Origin of the sequence: Marinoscillum luteum, assembly GCF_044005705.1 — a bacterium.
GTDB lineage: Bacteria > Bacteroidota > Bacteroidia > Cytophagales > Cyclobacteriaceae > Marinoscillum > Marinoscillum luteum.
In genome coordinates, this window is record NZ_JBIPKE010000010.1 from 20,060 (window position 1) to 41,782 (window position 21,723).

Below are 21,723 nucleotides of genomic sequence, written 5' to 3' on the forward strand. Positions count from 1 at the left end.
GCAGTATCACGGTAAAACAAATGGCTAGTATTTTTCTAAACTGACACATAATTGCTAGGCTAAATTTTTTCGATCTATTTTTCCGCTTCCATTTTTGGGCAACTCGTCCAACACCTCAAAATGTCTGGGTACCTTAAATTTGGCCAGGTGATTGGCACAATGTTCCCTCAGCAACGACTCAGAAAATGAGCAGCCTGGTTTCATCGTCACAAAAGCTTTTCCCACTTCACCCCATTTGGCATCCTTCACTCCTATCACTGCCGCTTCATCCACACCATACACCGCTCTCAACACCCGCTCAATCTCTGCTGGATAGACATTCTCACCACCGGAAATGAACATACACTTCTTGCGATCCACCACGTACAAGTAACCATCATTATCCTCCTTCACCAGATCACCGGTATGGAACCACCCTTCCACAATCGCCTTTTGACTGGCTTCCTCATTTCTCCAGTAGCCTGGGGTGACCATTGGTCCTTTCAGACAAAACTCTCCTACTTCATTAGGTTCAACTCTGCGTCCCTGCTCATCCACTATCTTATATTCCACATAGAAATTGGGCTTCCCTATCGAACCGATCTTCTGCTCTGCATCATCCTGATGGAGGGAGGTTAGATTCGGCCCCACCTCTGTCAGTCCATAACCCTGTCGGATTTTCACACCTTTTCGATGCCAGGTATCAATCACCTCAAGCGGCAAGGCTTCTCCACCCACTATGAAGTATCGCATGGCATCCAAACTCACCGATTTGAACCTTTCACTGTCAGCCATCATCTTGAGCATGGTAGGTACGCCCATGAAGAGGTTGGATTTTTCCTGCTCCATCAACTCCAGTAAAAAATCAGGATCAAACTTATTCATGAGCCCTATGGTCGCTCCACGATGTAGCATTGGTGTCACCAGGACATTCCATCCCCCCGTATGAAAAGGAGGCATACAATTGATTGTGAGGTCGGAAGGAGTGATTTCCAGACTTTGGCTCGTGTTGAGGCTATTCCAGAGGAGCATTTTGTGAGAGTAGATAGCTCCTTTCGGGAAACCCGTAGAACCCGAGGTATACAGAATAAACGCCGGGTGATCCTCCTCCAGCTCCACTGCCTCAAATCTTTGGTACTCAGAATTGTTCAGTTGAGAAAACAGATCATCCAGCCATAGCACTTCTATGTTGGACTTTAAGGAGGATACCAGGTCTTCAAACTTTCGCTCCGCAATCAAAAACCTCGGCTCACTATCCGAAATGAGATAGTCAATTTCACTCACTGAGAGTCTAAAGTTGACCGGAACCAGTGTTATACCGGTTTTTTGAGTCATGGAAAACAACGCCACGTACTCAATGCTATGCTCAGCCAGCACCATTAAGCGCTCTCCCTTTCCTACCTTCAGGTCATGCACTAAATAATGAGCGAGCGAATTAGCCTGATTATTCAGCTCCTGATAGGTTAGGCTCCTGGCAGGTCGGTATTCTTTCACTGCCACCTTGTTGGGTGTGTATTCTGCCCATTTCGATGCCCAATCCTTTCTATACATGATTTTGAGAAGGTTTTAGATAAAGATGCATAGATAACCCAACAATCAGTGAAACGATCAAAGCGGCTGTACTGGCAATTGCAGGGTTGTTGACGGTCTCCTTCATATAAGGTAAAAAGCGACCATAATACACTGTGAAATGAACCAGAAAGGCCACAATAGAGGATGTAAAAACGGTTTTCAATCTTACGTCTTTGAGAAACATCCCAAACAGAACAGGAACAAATGCCGATGAAAAGTAGGCGTATACGCCATTCTGTGCAAAAATCCCCACACTGAGATTGGGCGATTTCAACTGCTGATAAGAGAGCACAAAGCTGATAATGGCCAAAAACACAATCATGAGCTTATTGACCAGAATCTCCTGCTTGTCCCTTTTGACGGGATCATATATTTTACCAAACAGAGGGTTGAACAAATCCGCTGTAAGTGTGGCACTCAGCGACTGAATGAGCCCCTCCAATGTGGACAGCCCGGCTGAGATCAGCCCCAGCACTACCAAAATGGTCACGTAGACAGAAAACTCACTAACCACATAAGCGGAAACAATACCATCCATGGGGATGGGCATGCCATTGACCGTGAGATCCGGAAAATGAAGTCTGGCGAAAAGGCCAACAAACACCACCTGAAAAAAGACCAACAACACCAATATACCGACAATCAGGTACCTATTGACATCCTTTTCATCCTTAAGTAACAGCGACTTGGTGATAATATGAGGCTGACATACAATAGCAATACCGATCACGGCCTGGCAAAATATGATTTCGAAAAAGTCTCTGAAAAGAAAGCTGTCAGGATTCGTCAGGCTGGCATAGTGAGGCCCTATGGACTCCAGCTTTTTCACAAAACCCCCCATCCCATTTTGAAAATATTCCATCCCTGAAAAGAGCAATATCACGGCCACTACCAACATCAGAGTGGCCTGTATGGCATTGGTATACACCATGGAGTTGGCTCCCCCAAACATCATATAACCAAACACGAACACTATCACCGATAGCAGTACTATCACCGGTTCGACATTGAGGGTGCTGGCGAGTACCTGAGTTAACCCTACACAGATGAGCACAATGAAAGTGACCAGAAGCAGCGAGATGAAGGCAAAGAAAATGGCGTAGTTCTGACTTTGATACATTTTGCCTATCCACTGTGCCATGGTAAGTGCTTTCACGTGGCTCCCGGATTTTCTGAATTTCTTGGTCAGTAAAATCAGTGAACAAAAGATAGCCAGTGGCATCACAATCCCGAAGGACAAGACGCCACTTAATCCATACAGTGCTATAAATCCGGGATTGATAATGAAAGTGGCAGCGCTGGTCATAGAGGCAGCCAGGGCCAATCCCACTGCCAGGGGTGAAAAACTAATGCTGCCGATCGCATAATCACTCATGCTCTTGACCTTCAAAGCTCCCCTGATCACAAAAAAGAGGATGACGAGCATGTAAAGAATCACTACGATCCAGGTTGCAAAGATCTGTTCTGAAGAAGCCAGGTTATTCATTGATCAATTTTTGGGTTGAGGTACAAGTTAGTAACGAATGGCTGCCGCTGCGAACGCCAATCCACCTCCTGAGCCTATAAAAAGCAAAAGATCGCCTTTTTTTAGTTTTCCTTGCAAGTGAGCATCATGCAAGGCCATGGGTATACATGCGGATCCGGTGTAGCCAAATTTGTCCATAACCATGTGGGCCTTATCCCTACTTACGCCCAGATTGTCCATGGTCTCATTGATTGAGTTGAAATTGAGCTGTGTGATGAAGTAGTGATCCACCTCATTGGGAACCACCCCTATTCGCTCACAGATATCCCGGGCCATTTCTGTCCACATCTTAGGATTCAACTCCTTCGGAAATTTATGAACAAACTTGAGCTGATGGTCATGATTCTTCAGGACCGTTTCGGTGACGGGCTGGTGAGTAGCTCCGGCATATATTCCCATCCAGCCATTGTATTGACCCTCCGTTTTAAGATCACTCGCCAGAAAGCCCTTGCCCGCCTCAGTGGTGGCTGACATGACCACCGCTCCTGCTCCATCCGCGAAAAGCGTTACCGTTTTTTTATCATGCTTATTGAGGTACTTGCTCATGGCATATCCGCCTATGACCAGGATGTGCTGGTAGCGCTCATCCGCTGCAATGTATTTCGCAGCTACGTCCATGGCAGTCACAAACCCCGCACATGCGGTATTCAGATCGAAAGTCCCGGCATTCTTCAATCCCAGCCTATCCTGAATAACAGAAGCCGTAGATGGAGAAACATACTCGGGAGTGTCTGTAGATAATATCACCAGATCGATGTCCTCCGGCACCAATCCTGCCTCGCTGATGGCCTGGCGAGCCGCCTCTTCACAGAGGTCAGCCACTGACTCATCATCTTTGCACCACCTTCTGGTGGTAATGTTGACATTTTGTCTCAGCCATGTGTCCACGTCCTCGCCAAGTAGGGTGTTAAAATAGCTGTTGGGGATCTCCTGTTCTGGGGCATAGGAGCCTATTCCGGTTATTGTTGCTTTTCTCATGAATCTGGTCTTAAATCGTTACTGCTCCATCTACACTGATTACCGCTCCGCTTATGAATGAAGCATCTTCTGAGGCTAGAAAGGCATATGCATTAGCTATGTCTTCTGGGGTACCTAACCTTCCGAGGGGTGTTTTACTTGTCATCATTTCTATCACTTTTTCTGGCATTGCTTTCACCATATCTGTGGCAATAAAACCTGGGGCAACCGCATTGACGGTAATGGAGTATTTACCTAGCTCTTTGGCGAGTGTCTTGGTCATACCTATTACTCCGGACTTGGTGGCAGCGTAATTAGTCTGGCCAAAATTCCCGTACAAACCAACCACCGAGGAGGTATTAATGATTCGCCCATAAGCCTTTTCAATCATAAAAGGGCTCACCGCCTTCACGCAATTAAATACACCGGAGAGGTTAATGTTCAGTACCTGGCTCCATTGCTCAAAGGTCATTTTACGAATGGTCGCGTCCCGTGTGATCCCAGCATTGTTGATGAGGATATCAATCCGCCCGAACTGCGCAATGGCCTCTTGTGCTGCAGCTTCTGTTTCCTCCGGATCAGCTGTATTGACCTTTCGGAAACTCACCTGATGACCATCCTTGCTCAACGTCACTGCCAACTCCTTTCCGGCAGCCTCGTTCACATCCCAAATCACCACTATGGCTCCTTCCTGCACGTATTTCTCCACTGCTGCCCGGCCAATACCCGCGGCGCCTCCTGTTATAATGGCTACTCTATTCTTTAATTTGCTCATGTATATCTCTTGGTTATTTAATGAATGGCTTATGATCAACTCATCACTTAGCCATTCCATTTAGAAATTTTTAAAATTGATTGGCTAAAAATACCATTTTGAAAATCTGCACCAGAATGGAGTTTCATTAAACATCTCTGGACTTTTGAAGATATTCACTTACATGAAACACCTATCTAACTGTTAATAAGATACTTAATAGCCAATAAAGTAGCCACGACTTTTAAAACAGTGATTCGAGGCGACTGAATGCTCATTAGCACATTTTCAAAGGACCTGGATAAAAGTCCAGAATTCAATAATATCAGTAAAATCGTCCATAGAGTATCAATGAGGACAAAAATGAGCTATCCAACAGCCAGATTTGTCCAGTTCCATACGAATAGTCATACCATCCAAATTCCAACCAGAGATACTTTTATCCATACTTCTCCGTCAATTTTACCTAAAAAACGATCATGACTTTTACCACCTCAGACCTTTGGGATGTTCATGGCGATGCGCTGGCATGTGCCGAGCCGGTTTTTAATAGCTACGGGATGGTCCAGTCCTTCCATGGGCAAATAGTGACTCTGAAGCTGTTTGAAGACAATAGCCTCGTCAGAGAATTATTGAAAACCAATGGCCAGGGAAAGGTTCTCTGTGTTGATGGTGGTGGCTCCACAAGGTGCGCTTTGGTTGGAGATTTGCTTGCTCAGCTCGCTTTAGACAACCAATGGTCGGGGTTAATCATTTACGGGAGCATCAGGGATAGTGCTCAAATTGGGCGAATGCCGATTGGAATCAAAGCACTTAATACCTGCCCCGTGAAAAGCATCAAAAGAAACGAAGGACAGATTAACATCCCCTTAAACTTTGCTGGAGTGAATTTCACTCCCGGACAGTATGTGCACAGCGATGCAGATGGAATTATCGTAAGCGAGCAGCCATTATTGTGACGCAAATTATGATTTACACAAAAAACACTCAATTCAGTCGATAAAATTTCAAAAACACATTTACACACTCCACATAGTCGACATGTCATTTTTTGAGTAACAATTTGCAATCACTCAAAATACATCGGCATTTGATTGGAAAATGAGGCGCGGCTTTCCGAAAAGTCAACCTTGTCTTTTTTCATCAAATCATAATTTTCATGGGTATAAATTGAAAACTTGGTAAAATCATTAACCAAAAAACCAACCCAATGAAAAAATTATTCCTTTCCATCATGATGGGCGTATTCTTCCTGTCTGCCCAGTCACAGCTCTCACTTGTCTCCAACTTTGGATCGAATCCGGGAAATCTGAGCATGTACAGGTACACACCAGCGAATATGCCGGCAAATGCTCCATTGGTGCTGGTGCTACATGGCTGTACACAATCAGCGAGTACATACGCTTCCGAAAGCGACTGGAACAGTCTGGCCGATACCTATAAGTTTCACCTGATCTATGCCGAACAAAAAAGTGGCAATAACTCCTCCAAATGTTTCAACTGGTTTGAAACTGGTGATATCAACCGGGGATCTGGTGAGGCGGCCTCCCTCAAAAACATGACTGATTACATGAAAAACAACTACTCTATTGATAACAGTCGGGTATTTGTTACGGGGTTTTCAGCGGGTGGTGCCATGACCACCGTGATGCTGGCGGCATATCCTGATGTATTTAGCGCTGGAGCGGTAATGTCAGGCCTGCCTTACAAAGTAGCCACCAGCAGTAATTCAGCTTTTCAGGCGATGTACGGAAATGTCAACCAAACGCCCACTCAGCTTGGAAACAGCGTACGAAATGCCTCCAGCCATACCGGACCCTGGCCTACGGTTGGCGTTTTTCATGGTACTTCTGATTACACCGTGTATTACATGAATCAAAATGAAATCATGGAGCAATGGACCAACGTACACGGCACAGATCAAACAGCCGATGCGGAAAATGGTGCCTTTCAGGGCAATAGTGTAGTGAGCAGAAAAGAATACAGAGATGGCTCAGGCAACCCTGTAGTAGTCACCTATAGTCTCAGCGGTATGGGACATGCCATTGCCATCGATCCGGGCAGCGGAGAAACTCAGGGTGGCAATACAGGCTCGTATGCTTCTGACGTCAACTTCTTCTCTTCTTACTGGTCTGCTGAGTTCTTTGGCATTACAGGGGCTCCACCGGTCTCACTATCTCCTCCCACCAACGTATCAGCCACTGCCGTTTCATCTTCTCAGATTAATCTCTCCTGGACGGACAATGAATCGACGGAAAGTGCCTACCTGGTTAAACGCTCCAGTTCTTCTGGTGGCACTTACAGCACCATTGCCACACTGGCTCCCAATACCACCTCATACTCCAATACTGCCCTGGCTGCCTCCACTACCTATTATTACAAGATTGTGGTGCAGGATGCCAACAGCAATACAGCCAGCAGTGGAATCGTAAGTGCTACTACTTCATCAGGGGGCTCCTCTAACCCTCCGGCAGCTCCATCAGGGCTTGCAACTACGAGCATTACCACTTCGAGCATTGGTCTTTCGTGGCAGGATAACTCGTCAGACGAAAATAACTTTGTAGTAGAACGCTCCACTAACGGATCATCCTATTCGGTAATCGCCACACTCAGCGCTAATAGCACCAGCTACTCAAATACAGGGTTAACCCCATCAAGCACCTATTACTACAGAGTAAAGGCACAAAACTCCTATGGCTCCTCAGGCTATACCTCAGCTGTGAGTGCTACCACAAGCGGAACAGCTACCGTGGTGACTATAGAACAACTTACAGGAACGGGTATATTCACCTATGGAAATGCGCACCATATGGGGCAGTCCTTCACGGCCATAGCCGACGGTCAGATCATCGAAATTGAAGCAAACCTCGTCTACGCCATTAGTGGATCCACCCTGAAGATTTTTAGTGGTAACACCACCACCGGCACCCCAATCTATCAACAATCCGGCGTGAGCAAAGGAAGTGGATGGCAAACCATCACATTGAGTCAACCAGTGTCGGTATCTAACAACTCGGTTTATACCTTTCAATTGACCAATGCTTCTATCAAATATGCATATTCCAATGTATACAGTGGCGGAAATCTCTGGTATGACGATATCTCCTATTCACCTTTTGACGTTGGATTTATTGTCTCCATCAGCACGGGGTCTTCCTCCCGACTGGCTGCTGAAGGCATTACACCCGAATCAAATCAAGTTGGCTTCAGGGTGTTTCCCAACCCTGCTTCCGAACTCCTCCATGTAACCTCTGATCTAGATGATCTACCTGGGGTCATTGAAATCTACTCCCTTTCCGGAAAGGTCATTTATCAAAAAGCCATGGCAGGCAAAATAGATGAACGAATCCACCTAAGTGAATGGACACCCGGAATCTATACTGTGGTATTACAAACTGGTCATCAGCGCCTCACACATAAATTAATCATACACTAGTGACCATTTTACCGGGGACAGCAGCTCTGCTGCTGTCCCCGGTATTTTATCAGGATATGACCTTCTCAATCACCATGGCTGAAGCTCCTCCACCGCCATTGCAGATGCCAGCCACGCCTATGTGGCCATTCTTATCACTCAGTACAGAGCTAAGAGTGGTGAGGATTCTACTTCCCGAACACCCCAGCGGATGCCCTAAGGCCACCGCACCACCAAAGACATTCACTTTGTCTTCATCCAGGCCGAGCAGTTCCATATTGGCCAGTGCCACAGCTGCAAAAGCCTCATTGATTTCATAATAATCAACATAGCTCTTCTCAATCCCGGCCATTTTCAAAGCTTTGGGAATAGCCAATGAAGGTGAGGTGGTAAACCAAAGAGGGTCCTGAGCAGCATCAGCATATCCAAGAATTTTAGCTTCAGGTTTCAATCCATACTCCTTCATTTTTCGCTTGCTGATCAAAATGACAGCAGATGCGCCATCATTAATGTTAGAGGCGTTGGCCGCTGTGACGGTACCTTCTTTTGAAAAGACAGGATTCAGCGCAGGAATCTTGTCAAAATTCACATTACTGAATTCTTCGTCCTCTGTAATCACCAGAGGATTACCCTTCCTTTGTGGAATCTCCACCGGAACAATTTCATTCTTGAATTTTCCCTCAAGGGTGGCAGACTCTACCCTCTTATAAGACCGTACGGTGTATTCATCCTGAGCTTCCCTACTGATCTTCATCTCTCTGGCGGTATAATCTGCACAGTTGCCCATTGCGAAATTGTTGTACGCTTCCCAAAGGCCATCATGCTGTAATCCATCTACCAGAGTACCATGACCATATTTGTAACCAAACCTGGCCCTGGGGACATAATATGGGACATTAGACATACTCTCCATACCGCCGGCCACTACCACATCGGCCTGCCCCAAAGCAATGGACTGAGCTCCAAGCATTATGGCTTTCAGACCGGAGGAACAAACCTTATTGACAGTGGTACATGGTACATTCACATCTAATCCGGCTTTCAGCGCTGCCTGCCTCGCAGGGGCCTGACCAAGGTTCGACGAAATCACGTTTCCCATGAACACTTCCTGAATCTCGGAGGACTCCAGGCCAGACTTTTTCAGTGCATCTTTAATGGCTAAGGCCCCCAACTCCACGGCTGAAAGACTCGATAAAACACCTCCAAAACTGCCAATAGGAGTTCTGGAAAGGGATAAAATATATACTTCTTGCATTTTGGATTATGGTTATTTCTGACGAAAGGTAAATAACCATCGAAGCGAATTCTTCGGGAAACGAATTTTTAGGGGGTGGACTATTTAACAGATCACAACACTATTTTACTCCCAATTTCCAAAAATCCAATTCCCGGGTTGGTTGGGCTCATTGGACAGGAGAAAGGTTTCAAAAGCATGGAGGAGCTCATTTCTGGAAAGTCTGTCGTCCCTATTAATGTCCAGTTTAATGAAGGATTTAGCCGAGTATTTGATGTCTATTCCATATACCACAAACATGTCCACATACTCATCTGTGGAGATATAACCATCGTGGTTATCATCAAACAAATCGAATAAAAAGCCAATGATGAATTCCTGAAATTCTTCCAACACATCCTCATTTCCCTGAGCTATCACCTGCTCTGACACAAAGGTAACCCACTCATCCTGTGAGATTTTTTGGTTATCCTTATGAGGAATCTCAAGAAGCAGGGCGTGAAAGAACTTAGCAGATTTCTCTGCCAACCAAATATGCTTGGGCCCATTTGCCTCATAACCCAGACCTATTCTTATGCGCTCGGCAATCTCCGAAAAATCATCCGCATGAAGGAATCCATTTTTGTGAGAATCTAGTAATCCAAAAAAATGAATTAACTTTTTCCGCTGAAACTCTGAAACCATCTACCCTAGTTATTTGTATAGACAATAATCTCAATTAAGAATGAGAATTTCTAACAATTTACCCAAAATTAACAGGCACACCATCCTCTAAACCCGAATCATGAACTACAAAGACAAATATCTTCCTGTTGATCCCGATTTCATAGAGTACTGTGACTCACAAGTAACCCTTAAGTCATCCGGTAAAATCCACTTTTTCAATGATCAACACAAGGTTGATGACGTAAAAGGTCAACTCTCGGCTCTGAACAATACTTCGGAAGGTTATTTTCTGGAAATGGAAATTCGGTAAGATTAGATAAAATCATCACACTCATGGGGAAGCCTGGGCCAGGGTATGCTGAATATGACAGTTATGCCAATGCCTGCCTGACTTGTGAAGATTTAGGGCAGTTTTAGCACAGAACTGCCCATTTATTTAGCTCGGCTTTACCAATCCGAGATGTTTACGAAATAGCTTAATAAGAAAGGTACCCAGCCCTTCATACCTTCTGGCAGCCCTCTGGCTGACGTTGTTTGATCTGTTTGTTTGCATAACCTATTCTGTTGTTTGTAGTAAAACCAACGGAGAGATCTATTCCCTTATTGTATCTTCACATGAAAAGCTAAAATCAATCACTAATGGTCTATGACATGATTTCTTGCGGGCAATTTGGGCAGCAGCTGGCAGAACTGGTAAATAGTTCTTATCGTCATATCGCCAGGTGTGTGTATAAAGAATCGCTTGTTCAGGAAGATCTGCAGGGCAAGAATGCCATTGCGGGTTTCTACCAGTTTGACAAACTGGACTTATCAGAGATCAAATGGATTCATGCCTTTGGTGCCGGGGTAGATGACTACCTAAAACAACCCACTATCCAACGGGATCTTATTCTCACCCGCACGCTTGGATACATGGACAAGCGCATAGGCGAGTATTGTCTGGCTTACGTTTTAGAGGACCTTAAATCGGTAGTCTCCACCCATGATAATCAGCGATCACACCTGTGGGATCGTACCAACCTCAATGTGCTTTATAACAAGAAAGTGTTGGTTCTGGGCACAGGTTTTGTCGGGCAAGGCATCGCTTCCGCACTTCGTCATTTGGTTGAAAAAATCGATGGCATTAATGGATCGGGTACTTCCAATCCACTATTTCATCAAACCATGACCATAGAGAATCTTTCTCAAGCTCACCTTGAACATTATGACATTGTCATCAGTGCACTACCTCTTACTCCCTCCACCAGAAACTTTCTGAACCAGGCTTTCTTTCGTCTACTAAACGGTGCCTTCTTCATGAATGTAGGCAGAGGAAAATCTTTGGTGGAAGACGACCTCTTGTGGGCGCTCGAAAATGGTCATGTGCGAAAAGCAGTTTTAGATGTGTATCAAACTGAGCCTCTCCCCTCCGATTCACCGCTCTGGGATCATCCTGGAGTGATGATGACCCCACATCACTCTGGACTGACCACATTTGAAGACATTAGAAAGAGTTTCGAAGAGAGTGTGAAGGCCATGAAAGGTGGTATTAGGAATCAACTTTTCGTTAACATTAACCAGGGGTATTAACAATGGAATTCAAAACGACACTCAGTAAATTTTCCGGAAAAGACGCAAGTGTGTACGAACTTCATCTACCAGTACCCAAACCAATTGCTGAGCAGTTTATCAGGGGTGAAAACAGACGCATCATTTGTGAAATCAACCAAACGACTAGTATTCGGAGCGGCTTGATGCCTCACAAAGATTATTGGTACATACTCCTCAATCAGGTTGTCATCAAGAAGCTTGGCTTGGCTATTGGAAATACAGTGACAGTCAAATTATCCCCAGATGACTCAACCTACGGAATGGATATGCCAGAAGAACTGATGATTTTACTGGATCAGGACCCCGAAGGAAATGAGTATTTTCACCAACTCACCCCCGGAAAGCAACGAAACCTTATCTACATTGTAAGCAAAGTGAAAAGTCCGGAAAGCAGATTGAACAAGGCCCTGGCCATAGTACATCACCTCAAGGAACGAAATGGAAAACTCGACTTTAAGCTATTGAATGTGGTCATAAAGGACTACAATCAGCGAGGAAAACTCAATTGATATGGATAAATTAAAATTCTCTACCTATGCGGTTTTTAGTAACAAAGACAATGGACTTATTGGGAATACAAGTACAGTAGTGGAGACAGAGCATGCCTTATCCAATGTCCAAATGCAATCCATAGCCTCCGATCTTTGGCAGCCAGCAACCACTTTCTTATGGAAGAAAAACGACCAATGGCATGTAAGATGGTTTGCGCCTGATCAGGAGATTGGACTTTGTGGACACGGATCACTGGCTGCAGTGGCCCATCTCTATGAAAAAGGAATATTAGACACGGAGATCCATTTCCAAAATGGAATAATTTCAGGAGGAGTAGAAAACGAAAAGTGCTACATCACCTTGGCCTCCATACCAGTTATTGATGAACTAACCATTGAGAACTATCTTCTGGATGGGCTAAAAATACCCATACTTGGACATTTTAAAACCTCAAATAAAAACATCATTCTTACAGACAGTCAGGAATCTGTTAGATTCATGAGTCCTAACTTCGAAATATTGAGAAGATCACCCATATTCGGATATGCTGTAACTGCAGTAGGTGATGATTGTGACTTTGTGAGCAGGACGCTGGTACCTCATGTACATCAACTGGAAGATCCGGCCACCGGCTCATCACATGCCGCTCTTGCTCCCTTCTGGGCTGCCAAGCTCAATAAAACAAAAATGAAAGCCATCCAGCTTAGCAAAAGAGGTGGTCAGTTTCACTTGACCTTAGAGGGTAAAAAAGTAAAGCTTTATGGAGAGCATTATAAATTAAACGAGGGCAAGCTTTTTTTGCACTAAAAGAGCGATTGAGTGTTCCCTCGGATAGAATACTCCTTGAGTTCGCATCTCACCTTTCCAATTTTCATATCCGCTTCTATTACCAGAGGGATTCCCATTCCGTCTTTGTCGAGCACCCAAACCACCACCGCTTTCTCTTTGGGAAAAGTGCGCGAAATGGGAAAGAGTCCATAAAACTTATGAACCTCTACCCTTTGGCCGTCAAACTTAATTTTCTCCTTCCCTCCATACTCCATCCCAAAATCATAGAGTTTATCCTCCCAGTAAGTATTAAGAAGTATTGACTCACCAGGTTTAAATCCAGACCAAAGTTTGCTCCGCAAGTACATATAGGTGCCGTGCAGATCATAAGATTTATCATTGAGATCTACAGTTACCTCTTTTTTGGGATATTCCTTAGTGTAATCCATCATTTTGACGTAGGTCTGCATTTTGTCATAGTCAAATGTATTCCACTGATCAAACTTCCCTTTTCTTTCATCGAGATGCTTCTCAGAAACAATGGTCTTATAATTACTCGTATTCACATAACCCCAGTATTCATTCTGTACACCACCCAACCAACTGAAGAGACCAATGGTGTGGGCATCAATATAACTGTGGTAAAAAGTCTGATCACCTCGAACAATCAACGAATCGGCCAACGACATGGTGGCTTCACCCAGAGCAAACCACCCATAAGAAATCTTAAATGTGATCTGCTCTCCAAGGGGGAAATCAAGGCCCTTTTTGGGCTGTGAAACTGCTAAGAGTGACAACAGAATAGTACTAATAAACGAGCTAAATTTTATCATATGTTTTTGGGCTTACCGCAGATCAGTCAAAAACCAAGCCCAATTTATATAGGCTGATTACCAATTCATCAATTACATAGTTTTATCTTCGATCAATGGATAGAACAATTCTTTTGGATTTAACCAGCTATCGGATGCCATACGGCAAGTACAAAGGTGTGGCCATTTGCAATCTTCCCGAGCGTTATTTAATTTGGTTGAGATCAAAAGGCTTTCCCGAAGGGAAATTAGGAATGTTACTCAATACGATGTATGAAATAAAACTCAACGGACTGGAATATCTCCTCAAAGGTCTGAAAGATCCTTCACACCGCTCGTAACCTTTTAAATACGTTCTATCGAAAAGCTTTTTTAATACCGCCTTAGAAATTCAATATTTGCTGAAATTTTCACTAATTGAGTGTCGAATCTCAAAATGGTGCGAATTTTGTTAAGAAAAGGTCAAAAACGGTATATGAAGCGAATCAGCATTGGTATTTTATTCCTAATAGTCTCCTACCTGGCAGTAGCCCAGGAAAATGAGCAAACATCCCTCGGTGCTACAATAGATAAACTTAGCTACGACTGGGACCTGGAAGCTGACAACTTGAATAGCTATGACGGTCTCTCCAAATTCTGCTTAGACAAGGACTATCGAATAGGCGTGATCCAACTCCTCAACGACATTCACCATTATGACTCAGTCCTTTACGATCGCCTAACAAAGGCTTCAAGATTTAATAAGGATAAGGAAATAGACAAGACGCTAAAGGAAATATCCAAATTTGAAACAGGGTATAGCTTGAAAGACTTTATTCATTTTCTACATGAAGAATGTACAACCAGAAGTGATATTGAGAAACACTCAACCGAATCGAGAAACGATATAGGATCGAATTCTTATGATGGGCAGGTTTACATTGTAGAAACTGAGCTTAACAAATTCATCAAACACATCACGAAAAGAGTGGATCACATCAGGGAACATGTACATCATTTACACATCAAATAGATTTTGATCCATATCTCAATCAACCGAAGAAAGTCATATTGAAATAGCCAAGGACATCTCATATTGGCCCTTCATAAAATAGTTAATGGGCTTTTGAAAATTTCAGTTTGCAGGTAAGTCATTTTCGCTCTCTTCTACCTGATAGGTAATAAACAATTTAACGCCCAGGTTGTAATCAGGCTGAGCGTTACTTGATCCACTAGATGTTATCACAATCAGTCGCTTTTGTGTCCTGATCATCCCTTATTTCAGGGTAGAACAATATTTTAAACAGAAAAGCCCGGTGGTTTTACCACCGGGCCTTTTTGTTTCCAATCGATCTATTCTTATCTCCTGATCATTACTCTTTGTGGGGCCCATTTCTCCTGATCGTTGAAGAAGTGAATCAGGTAAATACCACTTGGCAACTCCTTGGAGGCAATTTCGATTTCAAGCTCTCCTGATTTCACTGCTCCGGTTATCACCTCTCGACCCACCTGATCGTAGAGAATCCAGTCCATATCATTGAGTGGTGCGGTCTCAAACTGCACCTTAAAGACCTTATCCGCCGGGTTAGGATACACCGCGAAATTGTGAATGTCCTCCAGTCTGTTATCAAGTCCTGTTAATAATGGCACCACTTTTCCTGCTCCCGCATTCGTTCTCTCAGACGCCTGCAGAATCAACTTGTTAAGTTCATTCGCTGTAGAACCACCTACGTTATCAACCTGAACAAAAACCACAACACTCAATTCATTCACATCGTACACGTTGGAAATATCCCAGCTTACACTCACGGATTCCTGACCGTTGAAGAATACACTCTGGCCGTCAGTAACTGCTCCCGAATATGTCAATCCTGCTGAACTCGGAAGCATTTTTCTAAGCACATTATAAAGTGGCTGGCCTCCATTCGCGGCAATGACTTCCGGATCTGTAATCTGTTTTTCAATCACAGCAAATCTGAAGGACACTTCACTCTTCGCAGGCAGGTCAATTTTTGAAATAAACGATGTGGTAATAACCAACTCGTCAGATTCTCCACCGATGATGATGTCTCCTATTTCAAACAGCGCTCCCTCCAAGGCTCTGGCTTTGTAACTATTTAGACTCCAACCAACAACATCTGTGTCACTTGTTTTCTTACCCGACAGCAAACTTTTTGGTCGACTATCTATTCCATAAAAGTTAGATCTTGCCCCTGGGTCTGATTGATTTCGCTGGCTCACTTCATCCTCTTCTCCCTGGAAGTAGTTAATCCAGATAGCGTCACTGCTAATCTCTGAATCAATACGGGTCTTGATCTCAGCACTCACATCCTGACTGGACTCTCCCAAATCTGAGAATTGTTCAATCAAGATAAATTTATCCTTGTTGTAGATTCTAAAATTATCGAAAGCAAAACCATGTAGCACATTATTATTATTATCCACTTTATCACCCGCAGTGGAGCCCATGGCAATTCGGAATCTCACTTCGGCAAAACTTGACGGTAATTTGTGAGCAGAAAACTTCCAAGCTGAAGTGGTTGTCCATCCGTCAGACCTGGAATTGAAGGTTACCAACCCAGGAGCACCACTTAATTCCTCACTGTTATACCACTCCAAACCAGATGCAGAATTGGTATTTCGAGTATAATCACCGAGCAAAATCCATGTAAGTCCATCATCGGTAGAATACTGAACCACCACACCATCTGTGAAGGTAAGTTCTCGAGCATGATCAAAACCAATGGTAGGCTGAATCATATTAGATAGGTCATACGCAGGAGAGTAAACCCAGGCATCTTCATCAGAAGCATATGCTGAGTTCAATCCAGTTGCCCAATAATTAGTAGAATTAATTCCACTCTGATCCGCAGGACTCGCATAATTCACACTTTCCTCAGTACCTAATTCCCAGACAGGGCTTGAGCGGGTTCCAAAACCATCCACTGTGGTACTATCTGCATACCACCCCGAAGTTCCATTTTCAAAGTCATAGGTAATGTCCTCAGTCACCACGACCCTATCCAAAATAGTGATAGACCGGGTAATAGAAGCCACGCAACCAGAGGTAGATTGATAAAACAAATCCAACTCATAAGTACCTGATTCCTGGAAAGTGAACTCCCCAACCGCGATGGAGTTTCTGTTTTGAATTTCAATGTCAGTTACAGTTACTACTTCACCCAAGGCCGGAATGGACAGCTCAATCAAAGCAATATCATAGTTATTACTTTGAGTAGGGTTATTATCTCCAAACACGAAAGTGGTCGTATTCCCTTCTGTAATTCCATCCCATCTCATTTTCGGCTGTGGAGTTGTACCTATTTCTGTTGTAATTGAAGCTGATTCAACGCACCCTGTCAGGCCAGCCGGCGCATTGTTGTCAGTAACTTTCACCTCAAAGTAATTATCCCCGGCTGCCAGTCCGTCTGCGCCTACAGATTTAGGGTCAAACTCAATTCGTCTTGTCCTGACCCCTACATCAGTCTGGGTTGATGTTTCAATCTCAATAGCCTGAGCAGCCGTTCTTCCAGCAGACCAAACAAAAGTAGCCTGGCTAACATCAAGGTTGTCCAGAGTTACTTCCAAAATAATATTTTGTTCGTCGCAAGCCTGAATCACATCGATTCTTTGATTATTCGCCAGAGTAGATACTACCGGTACAGGAGCCACCGTGAGGGTAATTGGCGTAGGTTCACTTATGCACCCTGCAAAAGATTCTCCCACTACGATATTGGTTATTTGTCTGACATAAATAGTTGTATCACCAACAAACCCCTCCAGATTCACAGAAAATTGTCCCCCAAGTACGGGATTGGTCAAAGTAGTTTGCTGTACTTCAACATCATCCTCATTGTACCATTTAAATACGGTCTCACCTGCTGTGGTCTCTACACCAGAGTAATTGATTATGGTAGACGTACTAGTTACATTCCTGTTACACTGAGGAGCCGGAGTATTGGCAATAGGTGCGGTCGGAACAGAATACAGCGTAACGCTAAACTTGGTATATGCACTCTCGCACCCTTCAAAATCGTCAACACCAGCAGCAATATCCTGAGTCTGACTTACCACAAATCTATAAATACCATCATTGGCTCCAACCAAACCTAAATTTGAAGCTGTCGCCACCGATGATGTACCTGATGGAGTTTCTGTATAGAGTGGATTAAACGCATCATCAGGGAAACCATCATTATTGCTGTCTAAGTACCATTTAAAAGTAGAACCTGCCTCACCTGACACCTCAACATCATTGATTCCATCACCTTCACAATATACCATAGTAGCATCCACAATCGATGGCGCCAACGGTATATCATAGACATGAACAGTGAGGTATGCCATATCCGAAACTTCAGATTCACAACCAGGGAAAGTAGACCCATTAGGGGCTATATCATTCGTTTGAGCAATCAGGAAGTAATAAGTACCTTGAATCGCATTCGTAAGCAAAAGTGATTGAGCCGTAACCTGAACCTGTCCATCAGGATCAATATTCCCTCCAAATAGTGAAGTCCTTGAAGAAGCAATAGTACCTGCTCCATTCGAACTATAATAACCAAACGAAGCGTTCGCATTAGCTGTTATATCAAAACCTACACCTCCAAGATCACCTTCGCAGTAGCTTACCTCCAATTCTCTTACCCCGCTCTCATCAAAAGCAATGGTGCTCGGATCTGGGAATACGGTAACCATGATTTTCATAGGATCACTCTCGCAACCATAGAAGTCTGTTGATGAATTTTCGTTTTTGGTTTGAGTAACCCAATAGGTATAAGTTGCACTCACAGAATCATCAAAAACGCCCTGATCTTCCAGCTCATCCAAGGTAATCAACCGACCGTTAAACGCCTCAGCCACGAGCGGATCACCAGGTGCAGTACCGGTACCGTCATCCTTATACCAGGTATATTTTGAACCTGTAAGTCCCGGAGATTCCAACTGAATAAACTCTTCTTCCTCGCCGAAGCATAAGTAATAATTCAGTTCGTTATCCACAGCCGAAGCTTGTCTACTGGTGCTACCAGCCCCTCCTTTAAAATTACTATCAACCGGAGCTGCAGGAATCTGGTAAACACTGATGATGAATTTGCGCAGATCACTTTCACAACCCGTAAAAGGATAAGAATCGGAACCTACTGCATTGTCAAAATCAGTTCTTGATATGTAGAATGTATCAGAAGTCGCAGCTATAGGATCATAGCCTGTTGCTCCCAGCAGGTCAAGCTCTGCAAGGTTCAAATTATTACTTCCATCCAAATCAGAAGGGTCAAAAGTCGCCAGGGCTGTAGAAGCATCGCCATCATAGATCGTAAAATAGGTCTCTGTCAGATCCTCATTGTTAAGTCCACTATTAATTACTATGGTTTCAAGACTAGCAGAACTACCGCCTATCTCACAATATTCATAGAGATAACCAGAACTATTTACATTGCTCGCCTCTCCAAGTAAATTAACACTACCAAGATTTGTTTGATTGGTAGCTGTTGCCAAGATATTATCAACAATTGTTACTGGGCTTGGGACAGCATAAATCTCAACCACGACCTTTCTTAATGATGACTCACAACCTGAGAACGAAGTAGTATTGGCACCGGTAATCCCCACATGTGAGAGTTCAGAAATCCAAAAATTAACCGTGGTTCTCGAGTTAGGTATATTTCCTCCGAAGAATTCGTTTAAAACATTCAAAGTGGTATCATTGGCCCCAGTAAGATTTGCTGTTCCTACTTCATTGTTCCCATTCTCATCAAGATACCACTTAAAAAACTCGGTGGAGGCTCCTGTAGAGCTCACAACAACATCCTCAATACTCTGACCTCCACAATACTCAATGATATATTCTCCTGTTCCACTATCAAACGCCGAAATAGCATCCAGATCAGGATTAGAAGCCAAATCCAGGGTCGGAGCTTCAGCTACCGACAACACCCTAAACTCAAAGCGTCCCGTATCGGTAGTTGCTGCGACAGTCTGTGGCTTTGATATATACACAATCTGATAATAACCAGGATCAACGCTTGTCGGGTCGAAAGTATTAACAACACCCAAAGAGCCAGTTGATGTTGAATCCGCCAATAACTCATATGGCGCAACTCCGTCTGAGCTCGAGTAAAGCAGGTATCCATTGGTTATATACCCTGTTGAATCGACTCCTCCACTTCCAGTATAAGTATAAATGCTTGCCTGAATTCTGAAATCACCATCATCGGCACAATAGAAATCATTGATTAGTTTTTGCCCCGTTACGGCATGGTCAAAAGTTACTGTCGGATTAGGATAGAGATAGACAAACGCCTCATCCTTTACAATCAACGCTCCATCAGATTCCTGACTCAAAACAGACACAAACTTCAATGTATCAACTTCACGGCTTGGAATCCCTGCAATTGAATCCAACGCTGATGGATCAAATATCCAATCTCCATCAACTACAGAAGTTGGAATGTTGGCAGTCGGGGAACCTGGCACATAGTTGATTAGCCTATTCACAATATTTCCATCTGCTTCACTTATCCCAACTTCTCCATAACCAGTCAAAGAACTTCCATTTTCCATGTAATAAACCTCAAGAAAATAGAAATCATCATCAGGTCCATCAACCCCATTGATATCATAAGTCGGATCGGAAACACCGTCAGAGCCGTATAGGTAGATTTCCCCAGAGCCCATGACTTTTTGAAATGACAACTCTTGTCGATTCAGATCAAACACATTCTCAGTTTGATTAACCGTCATATAGATGGCATTAAAAGAAGCCGTAACTCCAGACACATTGTTTTCCCAACGATATTTTAGGGTATGTACTCCAGCACCAGCAGCAATAGGTGAGAATTTCACCGAACTCGTACCGCCTGAATTATAACTAAAGTTAGTAAGACCATTTCCTGAGATCAATAAATCGTTCGTCGCAGGGTGACTTAAAGTAAGCGTGGTTCCTGTCACATTGCTCTCAGCAAAAGTGGTCACATTGGCACTATTGGTGATATCATCCAAAAAGGCTATTGAATATTTTACTGAAGGCCCCTCGCTTGAAACACCATTAACAGCCGTTTCGGTGATATAGAATGTAAACACTCCGTTATCATCCGTGCCCGCAAAATCTATCACTTCCTCTGCCATGAAATCAGCCACAGTAGGTTGGATATTGGTAGTTACATTGGTGTATGGAGCTCCAACCGGGTCAAGCATGGTTTCATCCCTGTAGATGGTGATGGTACTCCCTGAAATAGCCGGCGTAATCACTACCGGAATCTCAGCAGAAGGGTCAGAAGCTCCTGACGTTCTGTACAGCGCCTTTTTATCTCCATTTACATCTCCGTCAGCAGTATTGGCCGCATTTTCCACCAAGGTCACCACCTCGGTCATGGTTAAATCAATGGTGATGGCACCAGAGGTTGGCGCCTGATTTTGTGACGGATCATATATTTCACCATTTGAATTAGTATAGGTCACAAGCAAGTCACCTTCGGCATTGGTAAGGTCAGCCACTGTGAGTACGATATACAAGTCACCAGCACTACCATCAGCCTGTCCACTAACTAAAAATGGCGTTCCATCTTCATCCACTACAGTGAAATCAGTCGGATTGGTACCATTGGTAAGGACTACTTCACTAAACTCCACCCTGATCTGCGTATTGCTGTTCTTGACAGCTGCCTGTAACGTTGGCGCTGTATTGTCAATAGTGAAAGTATTTGAAATAGCATTGGCCGACAGCTGATTACCAGCATTGTCAGTAAACGCACTGGCCGTTAGGGTAATACCCAAAGTGCCATCACCTGCTACATTGGAAACTGTGAGAGTGAAGTCACTGTAAGCTACATCGGTGGTCATACTCACATTAGCTCCAAACCCACTTGCTAAACCTGACGTTCCCGAACCACCAACGGTAGCTCCTCCCAAATTCAACGTAATATCGCTCAAATCAAGGTCTGTTATTCCCTCGCTAAACGCAAGATCAAAACTTACACTCGA

16 protein-coding genes are annotated in these 21,723 nt (G+C 43.9%); 8 read left to right on the forward strand and 8 right to left on the reverse strand.

All coding sequences use genetic code 11. From position 1 onward, the window contains the following. Positions 1 to 54: 54 nt before the first annotated feature. From ACHKAR_RS02110 to fabG, 4 genes are read right to left on the reverse strand one after another with little or no spacing between them, the layout of a single operon-like run. Positions 55 to 1,530 (reverse strand): class I adenylate-forming enzyme family protein, encoded by a 1,476-nt coding sequence (locus ACHKAR_RS02110; protein WP_395415969.1) that lies wholly within the window; start codon positions 1,528 to 1,530, stop codon positions 55 to 57. Continuing rightward, positions 1,523 to 3,037 (reverse strand): sodium/pantothenate symporter, encoded by a 1,515-nt coding sequence (locus ACHKAR_RS02115; protein WP_395415970.1) that lies wholly within the window; start codon positions 3,035 to 3,037, stop codon positions 1,523 to 1,525. Before ACHKAR_RS02115 ends, ACHKAR_RS02110 begins: the two co-directional genes overlap by 8 nt. 27 nt (positions 3,038 to 3,064) lie before the next feature. Then, positions 3,065 to 4,054 (reverse strand): 3-oxoacyl-ACP synthase III family protein, encoded by a 990-nt coding sequence (locus tag ACHKAR_RS02120; RefSeq protein ID WP_159580336.1) that lies wholly within the window; start codon positions 4,052 to 4,054, stop codon positions 3,065 to 3,067. Between the two features lie 10 nt (positions 4,055 to 4,064). Continuing rightward, positions 4,065 to 4,808: a 3-oxoacyl-ACP reductase FabG gene (fabG, locus tag ACHKAR_RS02125; protein WP_159580338.1), complete on the reverse strand. Its 744-nt coding sequence runs from the start codon at positions 4,806 to 4,808 to the stop codon at positions 4,065 to 4,067. A 458-nt stretch (positions 4,809 to 5,266) separates the two neighbouring features. On the opposite strand from fabG, the gene rraA reads away from it, so the two are divergent. Beyond that, the gene (rraA, locus tag ACHKAR_RS02130) at positions 5,267 to 5,746 is read left to right on the forward strand and encodes a ribonuclease E activity regulator RraA (protein WP_395415971.1); all 480 of its coding nucleotides are present in this window, start codon (positions 5,267 to 5,269) and stop codon (positions 5,744 to 5,746) included. A gap of 251 nt (positions 5,747 to 5,997) precedes the next feature. After that, positions 5,998 to 8,223 carry an extracellular catalytic domain type 1 short-chain-length polyhydroxyalkanoate depolymerase gene (locus tag ACHKAR_RS02135; RefSeq protein ID WP_395415972.1) on the forward strand — a complete coding sequence of 742 codons (2,226 nt, stop codon included), beginning with the start codon at positions 5,998 to 6,000 and terminating at the stop codon, positions 8,221 to 8,223. A 49-nt stretch (positions 8,224 to 8,272) separates the two neighbouring features. Here the strand turns inward: ACHKAR_RS02135 and ACHKAR_RS02140 are convergent, their stop codons facing one another. Beyond that, positions 8,273 to 9,457, reverse strand: coding sequence for an acetyl-CoA C-acyltransferase (locus tag ACHKAR_RS02140; protein WP_395415973.1), 1,185 nt, complete (start codon positions 9,455 to 9,457; stop codon positions 8,273 to 8,275). A gap of 105 nt (positions 9,458 to 9,562) precedes the next feature. Beyond that, positions 9,563 to 10,120, reverse strand: coding sequence for an EF-hand domain-containing protein (locus ACHKAR_RS02145; RefSeq protein WP_159580346.1), 558 nt, complete (start codon positions 10,118 to 10,120; stop codon positions 9,563 to 9,565). Between the two features lie 100 nt (positions 10,121 to 10,220). Here ACHKAR_RS02145 and ACHKAR_RS02150 point away from each other — a divergent pair, with 100 nt between their 5' ends. From ACHKAR_RS02150 to ACHKAR_RS02165, 4 genes are all read left to right on the forward strand, one after another. Beyond that, the gene (locus tag ACHKAR_RS02150; RefSeq protein WP_395415974.1) at positions 10,221 to 10,412 is read left to right on the forward strand and encodes a hypothetical protein; all 192 of its coding nucleotides are present in this window, start codon (positions 10,221 to 10,223) and stop codon (positions 10,410 to 10,412) included. A 329-nt stretch (positions 10,413 to 10,741) separates the two neighbouring features. Continuing rightward, a complete protein-coding gene (locus ACHKAR_RS02155) occupies positions 10,742 to 11,671 on the forward strand; it encodes an NAD(P)-dependent oxidoreductase (RefSeq protein ID WP_395415975.1) in 930 nt (309 codons plus the stop codon). A gap of 2 nt (positions 11,672 to 11,673) precedes the next feature. Next, positions 11,674 to 12,201, forward strand: a complete 528-nt coding sequence (locus ACHKAR_RS02160; protein WP_395415976.1) for a YdeI/OmpD-associated family protein — start codon at positions 11,674 to 11,676, stop codon at positions 12,199 to 12,201. A 1-nt stretch (position 12,202) separates the two neighbouring features. Beyond that, complete coding sequence (locus ACHKAR_RS02165; RefSeq protein WP_395415977.1) at positions 12,203 to 12,991, forward strand: PhzF family phenazine biosynthesis protein; 789 nt, start codon at positions 12,203 to 12,205, stop codon at positions 12,989 to 12,991. Here the strand turns inward: ACHKAR_RS02165 and ACHKAR_RS02170 are convergent. Next, positions 12,988 to 13,785 (reverse strand): DUF3108 domain-containing protein, encoded by a 798-nt coding sequence (locus ACHKAR_RS02170; protein ID WP_395415978.1) that lies wholly within the window; start codon positions 13,783 to 13,785, stop codon positions 12,988 to 12,990. The two genes, ACHKAR_RS02165 and ACHKAR_RS02170, sit on opposite strands and share 4 nt — an antisense overlap. A gap of 95 nt (positions 13,786 to 13,880) precedes the next feature. Here ACHKAR_RS02170 and ACHKAR_RS02175 point away from each other — a divergent pair, with 95 nt between their 5' ends. Continuing rightward, on the forward strand, positions 13,881 to 14,105 hold the full coding sequence (locus ACHKAR_RS02175; RefSeq protein ID WP_159580357.1) for a DUF3820 family protein: 225 nt from the start codon (positions 13,881 to 13,883) through the stop codon (positions 14,103 to 14,105). 134 nt (positions 14,106 to 14,239) lie between these two features. Beyond that, a complete protein-coding gene (locus ACHKAR_RS02180; RefSeq protein ID WP_395415979.1) occupies positions 14,240 to 14,776 on the forward strand; it encodes a hypothetical protein in 537 nt (178 codons plus the stop codon). Positions 14,777 to 15,102: 326 nt separating this feature from the next. Here the strand turns inward: ACHKAR_RS02180 and ACHKAR_RS02185 are convergent, their stop codons facing one another. Then, a complete protein-coding gene (locus ACHKAR_RS02185; RefSeq protein ID WP_395415980.1) occupies positions 15,103 to 21,672 on the reverse strand; it encodes a T9SS type A sorting domain-containing protein in 6,570 nt (2,189 codons plus the stop codon). Positions 21,673 to 21,723: the final 51 nt, after the last annotated feature.

Excerpts from the sequence above, each read along its gene's own strand:
- ACHKAR_RS02110 (WP_395415969.1), bottom strand. The coding sequence starts at position 1,530 with ATGTATAGAAAGGATTGGGCATCGAAATGGGCAGAATACACACCCAAC.
- ACHKAR_RS02115 (WP_395415970.1), bottom strand. The coding sequence starts at position 3,037 with ATGAATAACCTGGCTTCTTCAGAACAGATCTTTGCAACCTGGATCGTA.
- ACHKAR_RS02120 (WP_159580336.1), bottom strand. The coding sequence starts at position 4,054 with ATGAGAAAAGCAACAATAACCGGAATAGGCTCCTATGCCCCAGAACAG.
- fabG (WP_159580338.1), bottom strand. The coding sequence starts at position 4,808 with ATGAGCAAATTAAAGAATAGAGTAGCCATTATAACAGGAGGCGCCGCG.
- rraA (WP_395415971.1), top strand. The coding sequence starts at position 5,267 with ATGACTTTTACCACCTCAGACCTTTGGGATGTTCATGGCGATGCGCTG.
- ACHKAR_RS02135 (WP_395415972.1), top strand. The coding sequence starts at position 5,998 with ATGAAAAAATTATTCCTTTCCATCATGATGGGCGTATTCTTCCTGTCT.
- ACHKAR_RS02140 (WP_395415973.1), bottom strand. The coding sequence starts at position 9,457 with ATGCAAGAAGTATATATTTTATCCCTTTCCAGAACTCCTATTGGCAGT.
- ACHKAR_RS02145 (WP_159580346.1), bottom strand. The coding sequence starts at position 10,120 with ATGGTTTCAGAGTTTCAGCGGAAAAAGTTAATTCATTTTTTTGGATTA.
- ACHKAR_RS02150 (WP_395415974.1), top strand. The coding sequence starts at position 10,221 with ATGAACTACAAAGACAAATATCTTCCTGTTGATCCCGATTTCATAGAG.
- ACHKAR_RS02155 (WP_395415975.1), top strand. The coding sequence starts at position 10,742 with ATGGTCTATGACATGATTTCTTGCGGGCAATTTGGGCAGCAGCTGGCA.
- ACHKAR_RS02160 (WP_395415976.1), top strand. The coding sequence starts at position 11,674 with ATGGAATTCAAAACGACACTCAGTAAATTTTCCGGAAAAGACGCAAGT.
- ACHKAR_RS02165 (WP_395415977.1), top strand. The coding sequence starts at position 12,203 with ATGGATAAATTAAAATTCTCTACCTATGCGGTTTTTAGTAACAAAGAC.
- ACHKAR_RS02170 (WP_395415978.1), bottom strand. The coding sequence starts at position 13,785 with ATGATAAAATTTAGCTCGTTTATTAGTACTATTCTGTTGTCACTCTTA.
- ACHKAR_RS02175 (WP_159580357.1), top strand. The coding sequence starts at position 13,881 with ATGGATAGAACAATTCTTTTGGATTTAACCAGCTATCGGATGCCATAC.
- ACHKAR_RS02180 (WP_395415979.1), top strand. The coding sequence starts at position 14,240 with ATGAAGCGAATCAGCATTGGTATTTTATTCCTAATAGTCTCCTACCTG.